A 20,024-nucleotide genomic window follows, 5' to 3' on the forward strand; every position below is an offset into this window, starting at 1 on the left:
GCACGCGGCGGCCGACCGTCGTCACGTGGCCGAAGCTCACCGAGGCCAACCAGTCGATGCCGATGTGCACTTGGGCTTTCGCGTCCCAGCGGCCGGGCAGGTCCAGGTCGCGGCCGCGCGGCGCGCCGGTGCCCACGAACACGGCGTCCCAGCCCTCGCTCAGCAGGGCCTTCATCGAGTCGATGCGCTGCCCGCTGCGGAAGCTCACCCCCAGGCGCAGCACGTGGTCGACCTCTTCGTCGATGACCTCTTCCGGCAGCCGAAAGCGCGGCACTTGGCTGCGCATGAAGCCGCCGGCCTTGGCCTCGGCGTCGAACACGGTCACTTCATAGCCGGCGGCGGCCAGGTCGCGCGCCACGGTCAGGCTGGCCGGTCCGGCGCCCACGCAGGCCACGCGGCGGCCGTTGCGCGCGGCGGCGGCGATGGGGCTGGGCATGCGCGCGTGGATGTCGGCGCCCTTGAGGTCGGCGGCCACGCGCTTCAGGCGGCAGATGGCCACCGGTTCGGGCTTTTGCGCCTGGGCCTCTTCCACGCGGCCGCGGCGGCAGGCAGGCTCGCAGGGGCGGTCGCAGGTGCGGCCCAAGATGCCGGGGAAGACGTTGCTGGCCCAGTTCACCAGGTAGGCCTCGTCGTAGCGGCCTTGGGCGATGAGCCGGATGTACTCCGGCACGGGCGTGTGGGCCGGGCAGGCCCATTGGCAATCGACGACCCGGTGGTGGTACGCCGGGTCGTGGGTGTTTGTGGGCTGCACCAGGTGTCTCCTTGCGGCCTTGAATGACGGTGCCCCGGTGGGGGCGTGCGGCAGTCTCCGTCCGCCAGAGGGCCCCGGGCAGGTGGAAAACCCAAGGCTTTGCGGGGTCTTTGACGGCGCTCAAACCCATCGCGCCCGGCGCCCAGGGCATGACGCCGGGTAAAGCAATGCAAAGGCAGCCCTTGCCAAAGTCAGGGTTAGCCCCGCCCCCCGACACTGGCGGCATGAACCGCCCGACCTTGCTTTCCGCCCTGGCCTTGGCCGCCAGCGCCGCCGTGGCCCAAACGCCGCCCCCGGCCGACCCACCGGCCCCGGCCCCCGCTCCGACGCCGGCCCCTGCCCCTGCCCCTGCCCCCGCCGCCCCACAGCAGCTGGACAAGGTCGAGGTCAGCGGCCAGCCCAGCGACAACGCCGTGCGCCGCAACAGCACGGCCAGCAAGATCGTCATCGGCCGCGAGGACCTGCTGCGCTTTGGCGACGGCAACCTGGCCGACCTGATGCGCCGCCTGCCCGGCGTCACGCCCACCGGCCGCCCGGGCCGCGGCGGCGGCATCGCCATGCGCGGCATGGGCGGTGGCTTCACGCAGATCTTGGTCAACGGCGAGCGCATGGCGCCCGGCTTCTCCATCGACCAGATCTCGCCCGACCAGCTCGAACGCATCGAGATCCAACGCGCCCCCACGGCCGAGACCGGCGCGCGCGCCGTGGCCGGCACCATCAACATCATCTTGCGCGAGCCCCTGGCCAAGAAGCTGCACGAGTTCCGCGCGCAGGTGGGCGGTGAGCAAGGCGAGCCGCAGGGCAACCTCACCTGGACGCGCAACGACAACTTGGGCGAGGCCATCAACTACTCGCTGACCACGGTGCTCAACCACCAGCGCCGCCGCGACGGCGTGGACAGCAGCACCACGCGCGAGTCGGTCAGCGGCCTGCTGCCCACCACCCAGCGCGACCTGGACGGCCACAGCTTCGAGCGCCGCACCAGCCTCAACGTGAACGCCCGCGTGCTGTGGCGCCTGGGCGAGGGCGAGCAGCTCATGTTCATGCCCTTTGCCGTGGTGGCCCGGGGTGGCACCGAGAGCGAAGTGGCCCTGCGCGACACGCGCTACGCCAGCGCCGCCGCCCAGCCCTACGCCCTGGCCCGCACCGACAGCGACGGCGAGTTCAACATGCTGCGCTTCGGCGGCACCTACACCAAGCGCCTGAGCGAAGAAACGCGCCTGGAGCTGCGCGCCAACGGCGGCCGCACCGAGCTCAGCAGCGACAGCACCCGCGTGGAAAGCGGCGGCACCCTGCCGCGCACCCAGCGCGACCAGACCAAGAACCGCGACGACAACCTCAACCTCGTCGCCAAGACCACGGTGCAAACCGCCAAGGAGCACAACTGGGTCAGCGGCGCCGAGCTGGAATGGGGCCAGCGCGACAACACGCGCGTCACCACCGTCACCGGGCAAAGCACCAGCAGCAGCGGCGACTTGGGCGACAACCTCAGCGCCCGCTCGCTGCGCTTCGCGGCCTACACGCAGGACGAGTGGCAGCTCAACCCCAACTGGAGCCTGTACGCCGGCCTTCGCTACGAGCAGATCAACAACCGCGGCGAGGCCGGCGCGGGCGCCCCGTCGGTGGACAACACCAGCCGCGTGGCCTCGCCCCTGCTGCACGCGCTGTGGAAGCCCGACCCCAAGGGCCGCGACCAGGTGCGCATGAGCCTCACCCGCAGCTACCGCGCCGCCAACCTCAACGACCTGGTGGCCCGCCGCGTCATCAACGCCGAAGTGCCCTTGGGCCCCAACACCGAGGACACGCCGGACCGCGCCGGCAACCCCAACCTCAAGCCCGAGCTGGCCACCGGCCTGGAGCTGGCCTTCGAGCACTACCTGCCCAAGGGCGGCCTGCTGTCGGCCAACGTCTTCGCGCGGCAGATCAAGGGCCTGATCCGCACCACGCAACAGCAAGAGCTGGCGCAAGACCTCAGCGGCGCGCAGGTGCTGCGCTTCATCAACCGCCCGCGCAACCTGGGCGACGCCAGAACCGTCGGCATCGAGCTGGAGGCCAAGGCCCGCCTGGACGAGTTCTGGGCCGACGCGCCGAAAGAGCTCGTGCCCTTGCAGCTGCGCGCCAACCTCAGCGTGTTCGACAGCAGCGTGGACGGCATTCCGGGCCCCAACAACCGCATCGACGCCCAGCCCCGCGCCACCGCCAACCTGGGCGCCGACTACCGCGTGCCCGGCACCGGCGTGAGCCTGGGCGCGAGCTGGAGCTTCACCCCCGAGGTGCTGATCCAGCAAACCGAGACCACCCAGGTGCGCACCAGCAAGCGCCGCGTGTGGGACGCCTACGCCCAGTGGACGCAGACCCGCGACCTCACCTGGCGCCTGGGCCTGAGCAACCTGGCCCCGCTGGACGCTTTCAGCGAAACCGTGATTCGCAACGCCGCCTTCATCACCACGACCGACAGCGTGAACAAGACCTTCTTGAACTGGACGCTGCGGGCGGAAATGCGCTTCTGAGGTCGCGGCGCTCGCCGGCTGACCCAGAGCCCTTTCGGGGCGGTTTTGTGGGAAGGACCCAGGCCAGGGCATGACCGGAGTCGCGCCCCCATGGGCGCGGCACACTGGGCGCATTCCACACCTTGGAGCCTTCCTTGCGCCCGACCTCCCTTGCCCTGGCCATCGGGGCCCTGTCGCTGCCCTTGGCCCTCCAGGCGGCGCCGCCGCTCGCGGTCGATGCCGCCGCCATCGACGCCGTCTTCGCCCAGCACACCGCCAGCACCCCCGGCTGCGCGGTGGGCGTGGTGCGCGACGGCCAGCTGCTGCACGCCAAGGGCTACGGCCTGGCGGACCTGTCCTTCGGCGTGCCCATCACGCCGCGCACGGTGTTCGACATCGGCTCGGTTTCCAAGCAGTTCACCGCGCTGGCCCTGCTTTGGCTGGTGCACGACGGCCAGCTTCGCCTGGACGACACGGTCCAGCAGCACCTGCCCGAGCTGGCGGCGAGCCTGCCCCAGCCCATCACCCTGCGGCAGATGCTGCAGCACACCGCAGGGCTGCCGGACTACCCGCTGATGATGGTCCTGGCCGGCGACGCCGAAGAGAACGTCACTGGCGACGAGGACGCGCTGCGCGTGATCCGTGCCGGCGTGCCGCTCAACTTCGCGCCGGGCACCGAGTTCTCGTACAGCAACTCCGGCTACTTCCTGGCGGGGCAGGTGGTCGAGAAAGTCAGTGGCCAAAAGCTCGACGCCTTCCTGAAGGCCCGCCTCTTCCAGCCCCTGGGCATGGCGGCCACCCACATCCGCACCGACCACACCCAGGTCGTGCCGCAACGCGCCAACGCCTACGCCCCCCGCCCAGGCGGGTGGGCCCTCAGCTTTTCCAACTGGAACCAGGCCGGCGACGGCGCGGTGCAAAGCAGCGTGGACGACCTCGCCCGGTGGGAGGCCGAGCTGATGGACCCCAAGGTGGTGCCTGCCCCGGTGCTGACTTGGATGCGCACCCCCGGCGTGCTGGCCAACGGCAAGACCACGACCTACGGCATGGGCTGGATGACCGACCCCTACCGGGGCCTGACACGCACGCACCACGGCGGCGTGTGGGCCGGCTACCGCGCCATGACCCTGCGCTTCCCCACCGAGCGCACCGCCATCGCCCTGACCTGCAACCGCGCCGACGCCGACACCGCCGACCTGGCGCAGAAGGTGGCCGACGTGGTGCTGGCCGGCGCCTTCCCCACCCCCCGGGACCCGCTGCCCTCCAACCCCACCGTGCCCGCCGCCGAACTGGAGCGCCTGCACGGGGCCTACTTGCGCAGCGACGGCGTGGCCCTGGCCCGCATCGACCCCGGCAGCAGCCCCGGCACCCTGACTATCAACCAAGGTGGCGGCCCGGCCCCGCTCACGGTGCTGGACGCCACCGAGCTGCGCACCCGCCAGGGCTCGCGCTTGCGCTGGGCGGACGACCGCCAGTCTTTCGAGCTGGTGAACGCCCGCGACGACGCCCGCGTTCGCTACCAGCGCGTGGCCCTCGGGCCCCTGTCTGCCGCCCAGCGCCAGGCCCTCATCGGCCGCTACGCGCACGCCGGCCTGGCGGCCCAATGGCAGGTGCAAGCCGGCGAGGGCGAGGCCTTCGTGCTCAAGGGCAAAGGCCTGGACGACGGCCTGCCGCTGCAGCCCATCAACGCCCAGTTGCTGCGCAGCCCCATGGGCCTGGTGCACATCCAGCGCGACGCCCAAGGCCGTGTCGCATCCCTGCGCCTGGCCAACGACCGCCTGCGGCACCTGGTGATGACGCGCCTGTGACCTCGCTGCCCCTCACCCAGGTGGGGGCCTGAGGGTCCACCCCAGCCGCTGGGGCCGTGCGCGCCCTCGACAATGAAGAACGGCCCACGGAGGGCCGTTTCTTTTTTTGCTCCTTCGCCATCATGAAGCTTCCCTGCTTTTTCATCACGACGCTCGCGCTTGCGGTGGGCAGCTCCGCGGGGGCTCAAGAGGCCCCTGCGGTGCCGGCACCTGCGGCCAGCGCGCCGGCCATGCAGCCCTTGGTCAGGACGCGAACCGTCTCGTTGAGACCCGCCGACCCGTCCTACCCCGAGGCGCTTCACAGCAAGGGCGTACAAGGTTTGGTGGAGGTCCGCGCCACCCTGGGCGCGGATGGCAAACCAAGCGACTTGGTGGTGCTCAACAGCTCGCGTTCCCCAGCGCTCGATGAGGCGGGACTGGCCCTGGTGAGGCGGCTTCAGTTCGCCGTCAAGGCGCCGACCGAGGGCGCCAGCTCGCCGGCCATCCCCAACGCCACCCAGGTGGTGGTCCCTGTGGAGTTTCTTCGAGACTCCCTGGGCACCCTGAGCAAGAAAACCTGCGCCGAGTTTGGGGTGGACGTGGCTTACCACCGCGCGACGTTTCCGGAGCAACAGGTCGGCGACATGAGCGTCATCAAGATGACCATCGGCGCCATGGTCTTGGGGGGCTTTCAGCGCACCGGGCCGAGCCCACTGGTGGCCTTGGCCAAGAAATCGAAGTCAGCGGCCCGAGACATCGCTGAGGCATGTGCCACGTCGCCTGAGCGTTTGTTCCTCGAGCAGTTCAAAGAGCTCATGGACAAGAGCCCGGGCTAGGGCGATGAATCGGCGGATGTCTCCAAACGCACTTCGTCCGCTTCAGCCGCCCGCAGCGCTCCTCCGCACCTTGGCCAACATCCGCGCCTCCGCCGGATGCCCCGCCGCCTCGATGGCGCGCTGCCACCACCCGTCCGCTTCTTCTTCCCGCCCCTGACGCGACAGCGCCATCGCCATCCCCGAGGCGCTCAACCGCTATGGCAGCTTCCACAAGCTGCTGATCGCGCAGCTGATCGACGACGCGGAGTTCCGCGCGGCGTTGGCGAAGTGATTGAGCGGGGCCTTGCTGTGCACTGAATGGCACTCGTCCGGCCTCGACTTCGAAAACATCACCACGCGTGGCCAACCTCGTCAGGAATCATTCGACGTCATTTTCGAACCGCCGCTCCTGCTCGTCGGGCGATGTAATGTCTGCCAAACGCAGAACACGCATGAAACAACGACCAATGCAATCAGCCTGGCCTCGCAAGCTCCTGGTGATGACTTGCCTGCTGATGGTCTCAACACGCGCTTGGGCGCCTGCGCCGATTTACTTCGACCTTGGCGGCTTGATTCTTCTGGTCGCTGGGTTGTTTATCGCCGTCGTTTTGGGTGTTGCATGGCTGGCTGCCCGAAAGACAGGGGTGGTGTGGGCCATGAGGCTCATGCTTGCGTTGCTGGTGGCAGCTTTCGTCTGGGCAAATTGGTCCGGGCACAGAGCAACATCAGGCGTCGTGGCATGGCGGATGTTTGGCCATGACGCCTGCCACGCACGAGAGCTTCTGACGCTTCCAGAACGCTCAATCACATTTCGAAAAGCCGTCTTGGTGCTGCCTGGCGATCTGTGGCTAAGGGATGAATTCCATTTCCAAGGCGGGAAGCCAGCGAGCGAAGTGGAGATTGCCGGAGTTCTTCCATCAGTCCGATCTGAAGACACGGCCTACGTACGCATCACGGCCACCCTCGAGGATGTACTCGGCACAGAAGGTCACCAACTGCGCGGTTTCGAGGTGTCGGTGGAAGACCACAACGGTGCCAAACTTGCGAAGTTGAGCGACTACGACCTCGGTCACTGGTGCTCCGGCACAACTCCACCGGACTTGGTCGAGCGCTTCATCCGAGCATCGACTGGCATCAGCACAGGTTTCTCGTTGCGCTGGGACTCGGCTGAGCGCCTGCGGTCGGTACCGCGTGGTTCGCTCTCCGCGTCGATTTACCCTGTTGAAGGTAAGGAACGCATACAGCGATCGGCTGGTGATAGAGAGACAAACCTAGATGAACAGACTCTCAAGAGGAAGCTCGGATTTCCAACCGAATCGGAATGTCGGCGAAAGCACGAAGACCGTTGGATTTGCCTGGAGGGCACGCCCGAGGTCAATGAGTTCGACAGCACTGGAGTTGGAAAGAGCGTCGTACAAGCAAACCGCTGGTTGACGTTGAGGTGCGACACGTCTCACTGCGGTACCTCTCCCTACCGCATCGACGAACGGGACTTGAAGGGGCGGCTGGTTGCCGTTTGGTACGTCCGCCTGCCGCCGGTGGTTCTCAGCCCGGACGGCTCAGCTACGCTGCTGGGCGTGGAGCTGACGGGAAACTTGCTCGGCCTCAAGCTGGGTGGCAAGCTGGAAAGTAACGTGTGGGACGCCGATGACCTGAGCTTCACCTCGACCTACACGAATATCAAGATTGCGCGTGTCAAGCTTGATTCCCGTTTGCTGTTGCCGGCCATTCCAATGGCGGTGCCACCCGATGGGCAAGGCGCCACACACTGACCGGTGACCGTCCTCCGGGCGAGGCTCGGAGGAATCGGCAACCACTGGGGTTCGATCACCTGAATCTCATCAACATCCGCGCCTCCGCCGGATGCCCCGCCGCCTCGATGGCGCGCTGCCACCACCCGTCCGCTTCCTCCTCCCGCCCCTGACGCGACAGCGCCCGCGCCAGCGCCGCGCAGGCATGGGCCTGCAAGGCCTCGGGCACGGTGGGCAGCAGGGCGCGCAGTGCGCGCTCGGCCTCGGCGGGTTCGCCGGCTTCGGCCAGGGCGATGGCGTGACTCAGGCGCGGGGCGTGGCTGGGGTCGTGGGCCAGCAGCAGTTCGTAGCAGCGAACGATGGCCGGCCAGTGGGTGGCCTCGGGGCTCGGGGCCATGGCGTGCTCGGCGGCGATGCCGGCTTGCAGGTGCCAGCGGGTGAGCGCCGTGCCGCGCTGCGAGGCCTTGAGGTGCGCGAGGCCCAGGCGGATCAGGCCCGCGTCCCAGCGGTCGCGCGGTTGGCCGTGCAGGGGCACGAGCTCGCCGGCGTCGTCGATGCGGCCCGTGAGCCGCGCGCCGTGCAGAAGCAGCAGGGCGGCCAGGGCGTCGGCCTCCGGGGCGGCCGTGGCCGGGTGCGCGGCGAGCGCGCGGGCCAGGCGGATGGCCTCCCAGCACACGGCGAGCGGGGCGTCGCCCTGCGGCGTGGCACCTTGCCGCCCGGCCGCGAGCTGGCCGTGGTGAAACACGAGCGCCAGCGCGCTGAGCACGGCCTCGCGGCGCGGTGGCAGCTCGGCCCCGCCGGGCACGGCCAGTGCGTGACCGGCCAAGGTGACTCGGGCACGGGCCAGGCGCTGGGCCAGCGCAGCCTCGGTGCTGAACAGCAGCGGCGCGATGGCCGCCAGCTCCAAGCCCAGCAGGCTGCGCAGCGCCAGCGCCACCTGCGTGGCCGGCGGCAGGGCGGGGTGGCAGGCGGCGAACAGCAGCGCCAGCTCGTCGTCGTTCAGCTCGCCCGCCAGGCGGCCTTCGTCGGCGGGCGGCGCGGCCAGGGCCTCGGGTTCGGCGTCGTCGGGCAGCGCGGTGTGCGGGCGGGTGTGGCGCAGCTCGTCGATGGCCAAGCGCTGCGCCACGCGGTACAGCCAGGCCGCGGGCCGCTCGGGCACGCCCTCGCGCGGCCAGCGCTCCAGCGCGCGCAGGGTGGCGGTTTGCACCGCGTCTTCGGCCAGGGCGAGGTGACCCAGACCGAGCTGGCGCGCCAGCAGCGCCACGGCGCGGCGGCGCTCGCGCGTGAGCAGCGCGGCCAGCTCGGGCGTCACCCCCTCACCCCAACGCTTCGACGGTGCGGATCTCGATCCACTGCCGCCCAGACAGGTGCGGGCACTCGGCCGCCAGGGCCTCGGCCGCGGCCAAGTCGGGCGCTTGCACGAGGTAGAAGCCGCCGACGAGGTCGTGCGCTTCGGCGTAAGGACCGTCGCTGACCAGCACCTTCTCACCTTGGCGGCGCAGGTGGCGGCCGCCGTCGTCGGTGAGCCTTTCCCCGCCCACCAGCTGCCCGGCCGCGGCCAGGCGTTCGGCCCAGGCGCGGTGGGCGGCGTAGATCTCTTGCAGCTTGGCGGCGCTGAGGGCGATCGAGTCGGCGGGGGTTTCGTGGAGCATCAACAGGAAGTTCGGCATGGCGTTCTCCGGGGTGGCGGGTGCGCACGGGATTGTGGGCACCTGCCGCCATGACGGACAGGCCCGGGCCCGCATGACGGTGCTGCGCAAAAAAGTTTCAAAGGGGAGGCGCCGCGGCCCAGGCTACGCTGGCGCGGCCTGGGCCTGCCGCGGTGCGCTTGATCGCAAACGGACCCCGTGCGGCGGTGGCAGCGCCGAAACTGCCGCCCAGGCCCACTTCACCCCCGCCGCCCATGCACCGGTCCCTCCTTCGCCCCCTGCGCACCCTGGCCTGGACCCTGGCCTTCGCCCCCGCGCTGCTGGCCCCGTTCAGCGCCGCCCACGCCGAGGCCGACCCTGGCGCCGAGCGTCCGCCCGTGGCCATTGCCCCGGTGGACGACGCCTGGCGCGCCCAGCTGCCGCGCGACGCCGAGCAGGCCACGCAGGCCTACCTGGACCGCCTGCCGGCCGCGGCCGTGCAGCGGTCCAACGACTACTTCGAAGGCAAGTACGCGCTGCAAGGCGTGGAGTTTTTGCTGGGCCTGGCCATTGCCGCGCTGATGCTGCAGGGGCGACGCTCCGCCCGCGTGCGGGACTGGGCCCAGCGCGTGGGCCGGGTCGGCTGGGCGCGCGACGCCCTGTACGGCGGCGTGTACGGCTTGGCGGGCGGCGTGCTGGCGCTGCCGCTGGTGGTGTACCAGGGCTTCGTGCGCGAGCACGCCTACGGCCTGTCCACCCAGAGCTTCGGCGCCTGGTCGGCCGAATGGGGCGTCGACCTGGTGGTGACCACCTTGGGCACCATGCTGGTGGTGCCGGTGCTGCTGGCCGTCATCCGCCGCGCGGGCGAGCGCTGGGCGGCCTGGGGCGCCCTGACCTGCGTGGCCTTGTTGACCTTGATGCTGCTGGTCAAGCCGACCTGGATCGCCCCGCTGTTCAACACCTACAAGCCGGTGGAGCCCGGCCCCGTGCGCACGAGCATCTTGGCCATGGCGCATGCCAACGGCGTGCCCACCAACGAGGTGTACGAGTTCGACGCCTCGCGGCAGACGACGCGGGTCAGCGCCAACGTCAGCGGCATCGGGCCGTCGGCGGCCATCCGGCTGAACGACAACCTGCTGCGCCGTGCCTCGGAGGCGGAGATCCGCGCCGTGATGGCGCACGAGCTGGGCCACTACACGCTGAACCACATGCCCAAGATGCTGATGCAGTTCGGCCTGCTGATCTTCGCGGGCTTCGCCTTCAGCCAATGGGCCTTGCGCCACCTGCTGGCGCGCCATGGCGCGGCATGGGGCCTGCGGGGCGTGGGCGACGCCGCCACCCTGCCCCTGCTGGCGGCCGCGTTCTCCGTCTTCATGCTGCTGGCCACGCCGGTGTTCAACACCATCATCCGCACGCAGGAGATCGAGGCCGATCGCTTCGGCCTGGCCCTGGGGCGCGAGCCGCATGGCTTTGCCGAGGCGATCTTGAAACTGTCGGAGTACCGCAAGCCCGACCCCGGCCGCCTGGAGGAGGTGGTGTTCTACGACCACCCCAGCGCTCGCCACCGCATCCACGACGCCATGCGCTGGCGCGAGGCGATGGGGACGCCCTGAGGCGCGCTCGAACCGCAGGCGTCAGTTCTTCTCAGCGCCCATCGCGGCCCGCACCTTGTCACGCAGTTCGATGGCCTTCGCCGTGCGCTCGTTGCCCGGCCCCAAGACTTTGTCGAGCAGCGCGATCGCTTCGCCGAACTGCTGCTCCGAGGCCCGGGTGCGTCCTAAGTAGCCCAGCGCCGCAGCGTGCGTGTAGCGGAAGACGCCCATGTAGGCGTGCTCGGCGCCGAACACGGGCTCGGCGAGCGCCATGGTCTCCTGCTCCAGTGCGGCAGCTTCGGCATAGCGCTTCAGGTCCACCAGTGCGCGCGCGAGGTTGTGGTGGCAAATCAGGGTGTCGGGGCTCGACGGCCCCGAAGCCGCCTTCTCGGCCGCGCAGCCCTGCGCGAGGTACTGGTGCTGCCGCACCGGATCGCCCATGTCGCCGTAAAGCACCCCTAGGTTGTTGAGCAGAGTGCGGTAGTCGGCCGAGTCCTTGCCGTATTCGGCGCCGCGGACTTCCAGCGTGGAGAGCATCAGTGCTTCGGCGCCCGGGTAGTCCTTCAGGTCCTGCTTCACCAGCGCGAGGTCCGAGAGGGAATTCAAGGTGCGGTCGTGGCGCGGCCCGTTCAGTTCGACCGACAGTTTCGACGCGGACTCGAGGACCGGCAACGCCTCGGCCAAGGCGCCTGAGAGATACAGGGCGCCGCCGAGCGAGCGCATCGCCTCCAGCGTCGCGACGTGGCCTTTGCCCTGCTGAGCCTCCTGGCCGGCCAACGCCTGGCGGTACAAGACGATCGCCTCCTTGTACTGACCCAACTGGCGATGGGCACTGGCCAGGTAGCTCAGCGTGGTCAGGGCTTCGGTCGAAGTGGGGCCCAGCAAGGTCTCCACGCGAGGGCGGACCTCGCGCAGGCGCGCCAAAGCCGACTTGAAGTCACCTTCCGCCATCAACGCGAAGGCCGTCGCGATCTCACCTCGGACCCGCACCGCCGGATCGGCATGCGCGAGCAGCGGGGCCAGCACGTCGCGTGCCTTTGCATACTCGCTCCGCCGCGTGTGCAGTGCCCCCAGGTCGACACGGGCATTGATCGCGATCGTGTCGGCCTCGCCGCTGGCTTCGGCGAGGCGCAGAGCCGATTCGAGTTCCGCCTGCGCCGGGGTGAACTGGCCGAGGCCAAGGTAAGCGTTGCCTAGCGCAGCTCGCACCGAGGCTTCCGCGACTGGCCGGCCCGTGAAGCGTGTGCCGACGTTCTTCGCCGCGGCGTCGAGCAAGTCGCGAACGCGGACATCGCTGCGGCCAGATACCAGCGGGTTGGCCTGCCCGAGCAGGTCCTGCGTGAGGAATTGGTTGACCGCCGCGGCGATCTCGGCGTCGTTGCGTGACCGCTGCTCGGCTTTGCGCACCTGCAGCAAGAGCAGGCTGACCACGCATAAAACCACGGCCAGTCCGGCACTGGCAAAGCCCCACTGGCGCCGGCGCTTGCGCGAGCTTTCTAGCAGCTCGCGAAGCCGCTGCGCCTCGTCCTGCGCGGCCAACTCGGCCGCTCGCTCGCTCCGTCGCGCTTCCAGCGAACGCAGGCGCTGCGCCAGCAGCGAGGCGTCGCCCAGTCTCTGCGAAGCATCGCCGGCGGCGGCAGCGGCGATGTCCTCGCGCAGCAGCGGGTCGTCGACATCGCTTTCCCAACCCGGTGCCAAGGGCTTGCGGGTGTCGCCGGTGATGCACTGGTAAAGCATCACGCCCAAGGCGTAGATGTCCGAGCGTGCGGTGGGCGCCTGGCCGGCCAGCACCTCGGGGGCGAGGTAGAAGGGCGTGCCGCCGGAATCCGCCCCCACCTGGGTGGCCGTGAAGCCAAGGCGTGTGATCTCTAGGGCCTCCAGCCGGGCGAGGTCGACCAACTGGCCGCTGCCGAAGTCGGCCAGCCTCACCTGCGGTGAGCCGCGGTCGTCGGCGACCAGCACGTTGCTGGGTTTCAAGTCCTTGTGCAGCACGCCCACCGAGTGCGCCGCTGCCAAGGCATCCGCGACTTGGGCCATCAGTTCCAGTCGCTGCGTCAGCGCGATTTGGCGCCAACCGCCCTGGCTGTCGGCCCAGTCCGGCAGCGACCCGTGCTCGACGTACTCCGACTCGACGTAGAACGGCACCTCGTTGAGGTTCCAGTCCAGCAGGCGAACGAGGTCTGGGCGCGGCCCGAGGCTGTCGTGCAGGACGCGGTAAAGGGTGATCTCGCGCTTCAGCGAGGTGAGGCTGCCGGCGTCCAGGCCGAACTTGAACACCCGCTTCTCGCCGGTCTTCCCGTGCTGGGCCAGCCAGGCTTCGCCCATGGCGCCGCTGCCGAGCCGCCGCACCAGCGCCCACTGCGGCCGCAGGGGCGGGGCGTCGCCCGGGTTCAGCTCGGGGATTTGGGGCAGGCTGGGCGCCGGGCTGGTTTCCACCTGGACGGCGGCGACCAGCCGGTAGCCGTAGCCGTGGACGGTCTTGATGATGGCCTGCGACTCGTCGCCCAGGCCCTGGCGCAGGCGGGCAATGCACTTGGTAAGCACCGCATCGCTAAGGACGCGCCCCGCCCAGACCTCGTCAAGCAGCTCCTGCTTGGTGACCACTTCGCCGGCGTGCTGCAGCAAATAGAACAGCACTTCGAGCTGCTTTGGCTCCAGCTTGACCACCGTTCCGCCGACCGTGAGCCCCAGGGACCGCCCGTCAAAGACGCAGTTGTCGAAGCGGAAACGCAGTTCCCGACGGGAGGAATCCGTCCGGCGACGGGGGGATGAGTTCTGCATGTCGTTGATTTCTAAGGCGCAATTCTTGCGCCGATGAAAAGTAGGAAAAAGGCTCGGAATCCGTCAGGACCTGCTTGGTGGTCATCGCACAACCTGCGGACTCAGTTGACCGGACCCCCGTTTTCACGAATTGGAGCCCGGCCACCGACCGTGCCAAACGGCGCGCAGGGTACCCGGACTTGGCCCTCCCAAAGGGACATCCAGGTGGTCTGCGCGTCGCCCTCCAACGCCCTTGGAAGCGACCATGCCCACGACCCGCCCCCCCCTCCAACGCCCTGCCTGGCCGCTTTGGCGGCTGGCCCCTTGGGCCGCCGCCTGCGTCCTGAGCGGCTGCGCCAGCACCGGCCCCGCGCCGGATCGCGACCCCGCCCAGGACGAGCCCAGCACGCTGGCGCCCTCGCTCCAGGCCCTGGCCGAAGGACGCAACGCCCCGGCCACCGAGGCAGCGCAGCGCTGGGTTCACCGCCATCCCGGCTCGGCCCAGGGGCACTTGGTGCTGGCGGCCGGCCTCCATTTGGCAGGCGACCCGGCATCGCTGGACCTGGCCGCCTCCGGCTACGGGGCGGCGCGCCAGCTGGGCGGCCCCACCTTTTGGCCGACGTACTTGGCCGGCGTGGCCGCCTTCCAGCGCAACCAAACCGACGCGGCCCTGACGCACTTCGCCGAAGCGGCCCTGGCCCAGCCCGACCAGCCATGGGGCTTGGAGGGCTTGGCTGCGGCGGCTTACGCCCAAGGTCGCTTGGACCTGGCGCAAGCCGCCTCACGCCGTGCCCTGGCGCTGGACCCGCAGTCCGGCCCCGCCTGGCGGGTCGCGCTGTTGTCGTCGGCGGCGATGGGCGAGCGTCACGCCACGGCGGAGTTGCTGGCGCAAGCCCCGGCCCAGATCGATCCGGCCCAGCAGCGCTGGGCCCACGAGCGCGCCCAGCTCTTGGTGCGCACGGCGGCGGTGGACCAGCCTCCGGTGAGTCAGCAGTTGGCCCGCGCGGCCGACGCGGTGGACCCGCTGTCCTTGCCCGGTGCAGGCACGTCGCCCACGTCACCCAGCACGTCGAATGGCACGCCGCCGACAGCGGGAGGCGAGCCGCAGCAGCTCACCGTGGACGTGACCTTGATCCTGGCCGACGGCCGCAAGAGCCGGGCCTACGGCGTGAACCTGCTGGACGGGCTGCAGATGCAGTTCGGCCAGGAGCGCACGAGCACCCGCAACGGGGGCAGCAACGGCGACAGCGTGCAAACCGCCATCACCCGCGCCATCCGCATCCCGGACGTGGCCTACAACCTGAACATCTTTAACCGGGGCAGCCGTTACTACGAGGTGATGGCCCGGCCGAGCCTGACGGCGTTCACCGGCCAGCAAAGCACCTTCTTCGTCGGCGAGCAACTGCACGTGCAGGTCAGCGGGGTGAACACCGCCCAGCTGGAGAAGATCGACGTGGGCGTCACGCTCAAGATCACGCCCAGCGAGGTGCGCGCCGACGGCGCTCGCTTCCGCGTCGAGGCCGACCGCAGCTTCTTCAGCGACCAGGGGGTGGGCAGCTTCAAAGAGCAGCTCGCCACCTTCAAGCAAAGCGTGGCCGCCACAGCCGACGTGCGCTTTGGCGAAACCTTGGTGCTGAGCGGCCTGTCAGAAAGCCTGCGCGACGGGCAGTCGTCGCGCGTGCCGGTGCTGGGCGACATCCCCGGCCCCGACGTCCTGTTCAGCCGCAGCACCAACCTGGAGCGGCAACGCTCGGTCATCGTGCTCGTCACGCCCTCACTGCCCTTGGGCCTGGCGCGCACCACAGCACGCAGCCCCGCGCTCGACCGGCTGATTGCCCTGTGGGACGAGGTGATCGAACCCCGCATGGGCGGCCCCGCCTTGGTGAATCGCCTGCGCAAGTTGCCCAGCTTCACCCGCGCCGCCGCGGGCGATGCGCTGGTGCGCGACCTCTCCGACCCCGCCGTGCGGCGCGCCCTGGTGGCGTCGCTGGAAGGTCTGCCGGGCGCCGTGGCGCCTGCCCCTCGCCTGTCTCCCCCGGCCGCCACTCGGCGGTCTTCCACCCCTGAAACCACGTCCCTGCAAGGAGCCCTGCTGTGAACCTGAACCGACTTCCCCTTCGACGCACGGTGCGCTGGCTGTCTGCCGCGCTGCTGAGTACCCTGGCCGGCTTGGCCCATGCCAATTGCAGCGCGCCACGCGACGCTGGCGCCTGCCCGCTGCAGGCTGGACCGCTGGCCTTTGACCGCTGCTTCGGCTCGTTCAATGGGCAACCCACCCCTTTGGGCAACCAAGCCTGCAACGCCTTGCGCGACAGCAACAAACTGCTGAACGCCCTGGGCGCCAACGCCAACAAGGCCAAGGCCGACGCCGAGCGGGACTGGAAGGCCTTCGTGACGGTGGCCACCCGCGATGCCATCGACACCGAGGCCGTGCTCGACATCCAGCGCGCCCTGGGCACCGTGAAGGAGATCGAGCGCGACGTGAACGCCTTCCTCCAAGACCGCGAGTGCGGCACGCCGGCCGCCATGGCCACCTTGAATCGCAAATTCACCGAGGCCGCCAGCTTCCTGGCGCAAGCCGGCCAAGTAGGCCAACAGTCCCTGGAGGCGGCTGGCAAGCTGCGGCCGGTGGCCGACGAGCTGGGCAAGATCGGTGCCGAACTGCAGCGCCTATCCGCCGTGGCCAACGCCAAAGGTGGCCAGGCCAAGGCCGACTTCGACCTCCTGCAAAGGGCGGTGCAAGAGCTGCAACAAGAAGTGGGTGGGCTGCTCGCCACCGACTTTGCCGGCGTGGTCAGCTCCGGCGCCTCGTTCGTCAGCAGCGTTGGTCCCTTCGTGGCCCAGTGCGCCGGTTGCGCCACGGCCTTGTCGGGTGCCATCAGCAGCCTGACGGTGGGTGGCACCGTCACCGTGGGCGGCGGCGCGCTTTGCCCTGAGACGGCGGGCGCCGGCTGCGTCGCTGCGGCGGTGAGCTTGCCCGTCAGTGCTGTGGGCACAGGCCTGGGCACGGCCTTGGCCACGCCGGCCTGCGCCGCTGCCGCCACCGGCATGCTGGAGATGGAGCAGAAGTACCGCGACATCACCACCTTCGTGAACGGCATGGTCAAGCTCGCCACCTCCCTGCCCAAGTCCGTGACGCAAGCCGTATCGGCAGGGCAAGCGCTCACTCGCTTGGCCGGGCAGCTCGGCAACGAAGGGCGGCAGTCGATCGTCGCCATCCAGGCCAGCCTGAACCGCATGCAGCCCGCCTTTGACGATGCGGGTGACACCTTGGAGCGACAAATTGCGCCGCGTGTGTCGCGCATGGCCGGCGACTTCATCACCACGCTGGGGCAGGACACCGCCCGGCTGGGCAAGTGCTTCCACAAGCTCCAGGCTTTGACGGCCGACCTGAGTGGCGACGTCTACGAGGGCTTGACCCTCTTGCTCGAAGCCGGCCCTGAAGCGATCGACGCCGGCAAGATCGTCAGCAACCTGCAAACCCAAGGGGGCGATGCCGTGGAAGCTGCCCGCGACTTTGCCGATCGCGAGTGGAACCGCTTGAAGGACGAGCAGCGCAGCCTGAACCGCCGCGCCTGGGGCGTGGACCCCGGTGTGATCGACCCTGGCAAGACCGTGCCGCACCTGATTGGCTTGGTCGCGCGTCCGGCAGAAGTCGCAGACATCGCCAACGACAACGTCGTGATGCTCGGTCGGCAAGCCGACATCTTGGTGAAGTCGGTCGACGCCGGCAAGCGCGCCTTCCTGAACCAAGACCGGCTGACCATCCAGGCCAAGGCGAAGTACAGCAACGCCAAGGCCAAGGCCAAGCGCGCCACCATCGAGATCGCTAAAGCCAAGGCGAAGGCCAAGGCGCGAATGGCCGCGGCCCAGAAGACCGACAACATCGCGCAAATGCGGCCCTTGGCAGTCTGGCCCAACGCACCTCGCCCTCGGTTCACGGCTGTCGTTGTGCGCTAACCAACCGCTGAAAGCTTGAGCCGCAAGCCCAAGCGGGCCGGGCCTCCCAATTTGGGGGCCCGGCCCTTCCATTTGGCGATGACAAACGTACGCATGGGCATGTTCGGATCAAGACCTGCGGGGCGACACTGCGCCCCCTATGCAACGGACTGCCGTGCCCCTCACCGTCTGGCTTGCGCTTTGCAGCGCCCAGGTGGCGAACGCGCAGACGCCCTCGCCAGCCATCGCCCCCGCCAGCGCGGCCAGTGCCCCCACCACTCCCAGCACCCTCGACAAAGTCGTCGTCACCGGCGGCCCCACGCCCGAGATGCGCCGCCGCGCCAGCACGGCCAGCAAGATCGTCATCGGCCGCGAGGAGCTGCTTCGCTATGGCGACGGCGCCTTGGGCGACGTGCTGCGCCGCCTGCCCGGCGTCACCATCGGCGGGCGCCCCGGCCGCGGCGGCGACGTGCGCTTGCGCGGCTTAGGGGGCGGCTTCACGCAGATCCTCATCGACGGCGACCGCGCGCCGGCTGGGTTCTCGGTGGACCAGCTGCCGCCCGAGCAGGTCGAGCGCATCGAGCTCATGCGCGCCCCCACCGCCGAAACCGGCGCTCGCGCCGTGGCGGGCACCATCAACATCATCCTGCGCGAGCCCCTGGCCCAGCGCAGCCACGAACTGCGCCTGGGCGCCAGCCTGGACCATGGCGAGCCGCAGTGGGATGCGCACTGGACGCGCAACGGCAAGTTCTGGGACGACGCGCTGGTGGGGGCGCTCAACGTCAGCCTGAACCAGCAGCGCCGCTTCAACGACACCAACACCCAAACCAGCAACGTCAACACCCAGAGCGGCGCACGCGGATTCACCACCGCGCTGGGCGGCAACCTGGATCGCCGCCACAACCTGAACGCCAACGGCCGCTTGCGCTGGAAGCTGGGGGAGTTCACCTCGCTGCACCTCGCCCCCGTGCTGGCCTTGAGTCAAGGGGACAACGCTGGCGGCTGGGCGCAAACCGGCGTGACCCGCTTCGACGCCACGCAAACCCACAGCGACAGCCGCAGCAGCACCTGGCGCCTGACCACCACCCTGCAGCACCGACTGCCGCCGGGCACGCGCCTGGAGGCCCGCGTGTTTGGCGGGCGCACCCGCAGCGTGAACGAAAGCGATCGACAGGACAGCCTGCGCGGGGTGCAGGGCCGCTTTCAAGACGACCGCACCCGCACCACCGACGACAACCTGAGCCTGTCGGCCAAGTGGAGCGAGCAAACCAGCCGCGAGCACAACTGGGTCAGCGGCGCCGAGGTCGAATGGACGCGGCGCGACCAGCTGCGCGAAAGCCTCGTCGACGGCCAGCCCCGCCCCGAGCTGGCCGAGTTCGGCGACAACCTGCAAGCGCGCACCCAGCGCATCGCCGCCTACACGCAAGACGAGTGGAGCCCTTCGCCGCAGTGGTCCACCTACCTGGGCCTGCGCGTCGAACAGATCCGCACCGAGGGCGACCCCGGCCGAAGTTCCAACCAATTGATCCCCACGCTGATCGCCACGCGCAACACCAGCCGCGTGCTCTCGCCCCTGGCCCACGCGCTGTGGAAGCCCACCTGGAGCCAAAGCGACCAGATCCGCATGAGCCTGACGCGCAGCTACCGCGCGCCCGGCCTGAACGACCTCATCGCCCGCCCCGGCATCAACGCCACGTACCCGACTGGCCCCAACCCGCAGAACAGCCCCGACTGGGCCGGCAACCCCGAGCTCAAGCCCGAGTTGGCCACCGCACTGGAGATCGGCTGGGAGCGCTTTTTGCCCAACGGCGGCGTGCTCACCGTCAACGGCTTCGCGCGCGACATCCGGGGCCTCATCCGCCGCCTGCTGGCGCAAGAAACCGTGCCTTGGGACGCCAGCCCCCGCTGGGTCAGCCGCCCGCGCAACCTCGACCGCGCGCGCAGCATCGGCCTGGAGCTGGAGGCCAAGGCCCGCGTGGACGAGCTGTGGGACGACCCGCCGGACTGGCTGCGCCCGCTGCTGCTGCGCGGCAACCTGGCCCTGTTCCACAGCCAGGTGGACGGCCTGCCCGGCCCCAACAACCGCCTGGACCAACAGCCCAAGGGCACGCTGAACCTGGGCGCCGACTACCGCTTCATCGGCACCAGCGCCAGCGCCGGCTTCAACCTGGGTTACGTGCCCGACACCCTGGTGCAGCAAACCCCGCTCAGCACCTGGCGCCAAAACCGCCGCCGCGTGGCCGACTTCTACCTGGCCTGGGCCCAAGGCCCCGAATTGACCTGGCGCCTGACCGCCAGCAACCTCGCCCCGCTGGACACGCTGACCACCACGACCGTGAGCGCCGCGCCGACCGTCACGCAGACGGAGAACCGGCAGCGCACGTTCACGGTGTGGGGGGTGCGGGCGGAGATGCGGTTTTGAGCCCCGCTCCCGCCTCGCGGACCCCTGAAGCGACCGCCTGACCGGGTCGCCCCCCGGCCGGCAGGGTGTGGCCGGCTCGTCGCCGGGGTT

12 protein-coding genes are annotated in these 20,024 nt (G+C 69.7%); 8 read left to right on the top strand and 4 right to left on the bottom strand.

The genetic code is table 11. The features are described from left to right. Positions 1 to 751 (bottom strand): NAD(P)-binding protein (locus O9335_RS13055; RefSeq protein WP_298388797.1); only part of this gene is annotated, 751 nt, incomplete at its 3' end. A gap of 224 nt (positions 752 to 975) precedes the next feature. On the opposite strand from O9335_RS13055, the gene O9335_RS13060 reads away from it, so the two are divergent. From O9335_RS13060 to O9335_RS13075, 4 genes are all read left to right on the top strand, one after another. Continuing rightward, positions 976 to 3,261: a TonB-dependent receptor gene (locus tag O9335_RS13060; RefSeq protein ID WP_298388799.1), complete on the top strand. Its 2,286-nt coding sequence runs from the start codon at positions 976 to 978 to the stop codon at positions 3,259 to 3,261. A gap of 134 nt (positions 3,262 to 3,395) precedes the next feature. Then, positions 3,396 to 5,048 (top strand): serine hydrolase, encoded by a 1,653-nt coding sequence (locus O9335_RS13065; protein ID WP_298388801.1) that lies wholly within the window; start codon positions 3,396 to 3,398, stop codon positions 5,046 to 5,048. 122 nt (positions 5,049 to 5,170) lie between these two features. Continuing rightward, positions 5,171 to 5,863, top strand: a complete 693-nt coding sequence (locus tag O9335_RS13070) for an energy transducer TonB (RefSeq protein WP_298388803.1) — start codon at positions 5,171 to 5,173, stop codon at positions 5,861 to 5,863. Between the two features lie 431 nt (positions 5,864 to 6,294). Next, complete coding sequence (locus O9335_RS13075; RefSeq protein ID WP_298388805.1) at positions 6,295 to 7,614, top strand: hypothetical protein; 1,320 nt, start codon at positions 6,295 to 6,297, stop codon at positions 7,612 to 7,614. 55 nt (positions 7,615 to 7,669) lie between these two features. Here the strand turns inward: O9335_RS13075 and O9335_RS13080 are convergent, their stop codons facing one another. Both O9335_RS13080 and O9335_RS13085 read right to left on the bottom strand, forming a co-directional pair. Continuing rightward, the gene (locus O9335_RS13080) at positions 7,670 to 8,905 is read right to left on the bottom strand and encodes a DUF6596 domain-containing protein (protein ID WP_298388806.1); all 1,236 of its coding nucleotides are present in this window, start codon (positions 8,903 to 8,905) and stop codon (positions 7,670 to 7,672) included. A gap of 4 nt (positions 8,906 to 8,909) precedes the next feature. Continuing rightward, on the bottom strand, positions 8,910 to 9,263 hold the full coding sequence (locus tag O9335_RS13085) for a YciI family protein (protein ID WP_298388808.1): 354 nt from the start codon (positions 9,261 to 9,263) through the stop codon (positions 8,910 to 8,912). A gap of 233 nt (positions 9,264 to 9,496) precedes the next feature. On the opposite strand from O9335_RS13085, the gene O9335_RS13090 reads away from it, so the two are divergent. Continuing rightward, positions 9,497 to 10,834, top strand: a complete 1,338-nt coding sequence (locus tag O9335_RS13090) for a M48 family metallopeptidase (protein ID WP_298388810.1) — start codon at positions 9,497 to 9,499, stop codon at positions 10,832 to 10,834. 21 nt (positions 10,835 to 10,855) lie between these two features. Here the strand turns inward: O9335_RS13090 and O9335_RS13095 are convergent, their stop codons facing one another. After that, on the bottom strand, positions 10,856 to 13,480 hold the full coding sequence (locus O9335_RS13095) for a tetratricopeptide repeat protein (protein WP_298388812.1): 2,625 nt from the start codon (positions 13,478 to 13,480) through the stop codon (positions 10,856 to 10,858). Between the two features lie 358 nt (positions 13,481 to 13,838). Between O9335_RS13095 and O9335_RS13100 the strand changes: the two genes are divergently transcribed. From O9335_RS13100 to O9335_RS13110, 3 genes are all read left to right on the top strand, one after another. Further along, entirely contained in the window at positions 13,839 to 15,671 is a 1,833-nt protein-coding gene (locus O9335_RS13100; RefSeq protein WP_298388814.1) for a hypothetical protein, read from the top strand. After that, positions 15,668 to 17,533 (top strand): hypothetical protein, encoded by a 1,866-nt coding sequence (locus tag O9335_RS13105; RefSeq protein ID WP_298388815.1) that lies wholly within the window; start codon positions 15,668 to 15,670, stop codon positions 17,531 to 17,533. Before O9335_RS13100 ends, O9335_RS13105 begins: the two co-directional genes overlap by 4 nt. Positions 17,534 to 17,687: 154 nt before the next feature. Then, positions 17,688 to 19,934 carry a TonB-dependent receptor gene (locus O9335_RS13110; protein ID WP_298388817.1) on the top strand — a complete coding sequence of 749 codons (2,247 nt, stop codon included), beginning with the start codon at positions 17,688 to 17,690 and terminating at the stop codon, positions 19,932 to 19,934. Positions 19,935 to 20,024: the final 90 nt, after the last annotated feature.

Source organism: Inhella sp. (genome assembly GCF_027532025.1).
Lineage (GTDB): Bacteria > Pseudomonadota > Gammaproteobacteria > Burkholderiales > Burkholderiaceae_C > Inhella.

Excerpts from the sequence above, each read along its gene's own strand:
- O9335_RS13060 (WP_298388799.1), top strand. The coding sequence starts at position 976 with ATGAACCGCCCGACCTTGCTTTCCGCCCTGGCCTTGGCCGCCAGCGCC.
- O9335_RS13070 (WP_298388803.1), top strand. The coding sequence starts at position 5,171 with ATGAAGCTTCCCTGCTTTTTCATCACGACGCTCGCGCTTGCGGTGGGC.
- O9335_RS13075 (WP_298388805.1), top strand. The coding sequence starts at position 6,295 with ATGAAACAACGACCAATGCAATCAGCCTGGCCTCGCAAGCTCCTGGTG.
- O9335_RS13085 (WP_298388808.1), bottom strand. The coding sequence starts at position 9,263 with ATGCCGAACTTCCTGTTGATGCTCCACGAAACCCCCGCCGACTCGATC.
- O9335_RS13090 (WP_298388810.1), top strand. The coding sequence starts at position 9,497 with ATGCACCGGTCCCTCCTTCGCCCCCTGCGCACCCTGGCCTGGACCCTG.
- O9335_RS13100 (WP_298388814.1), top strand. The coding sequence starts at position 13,839 with ATGCCCACGACCCGCCCCCCCCTCCAACGCCCTGCCTGGCCGCTTTGG.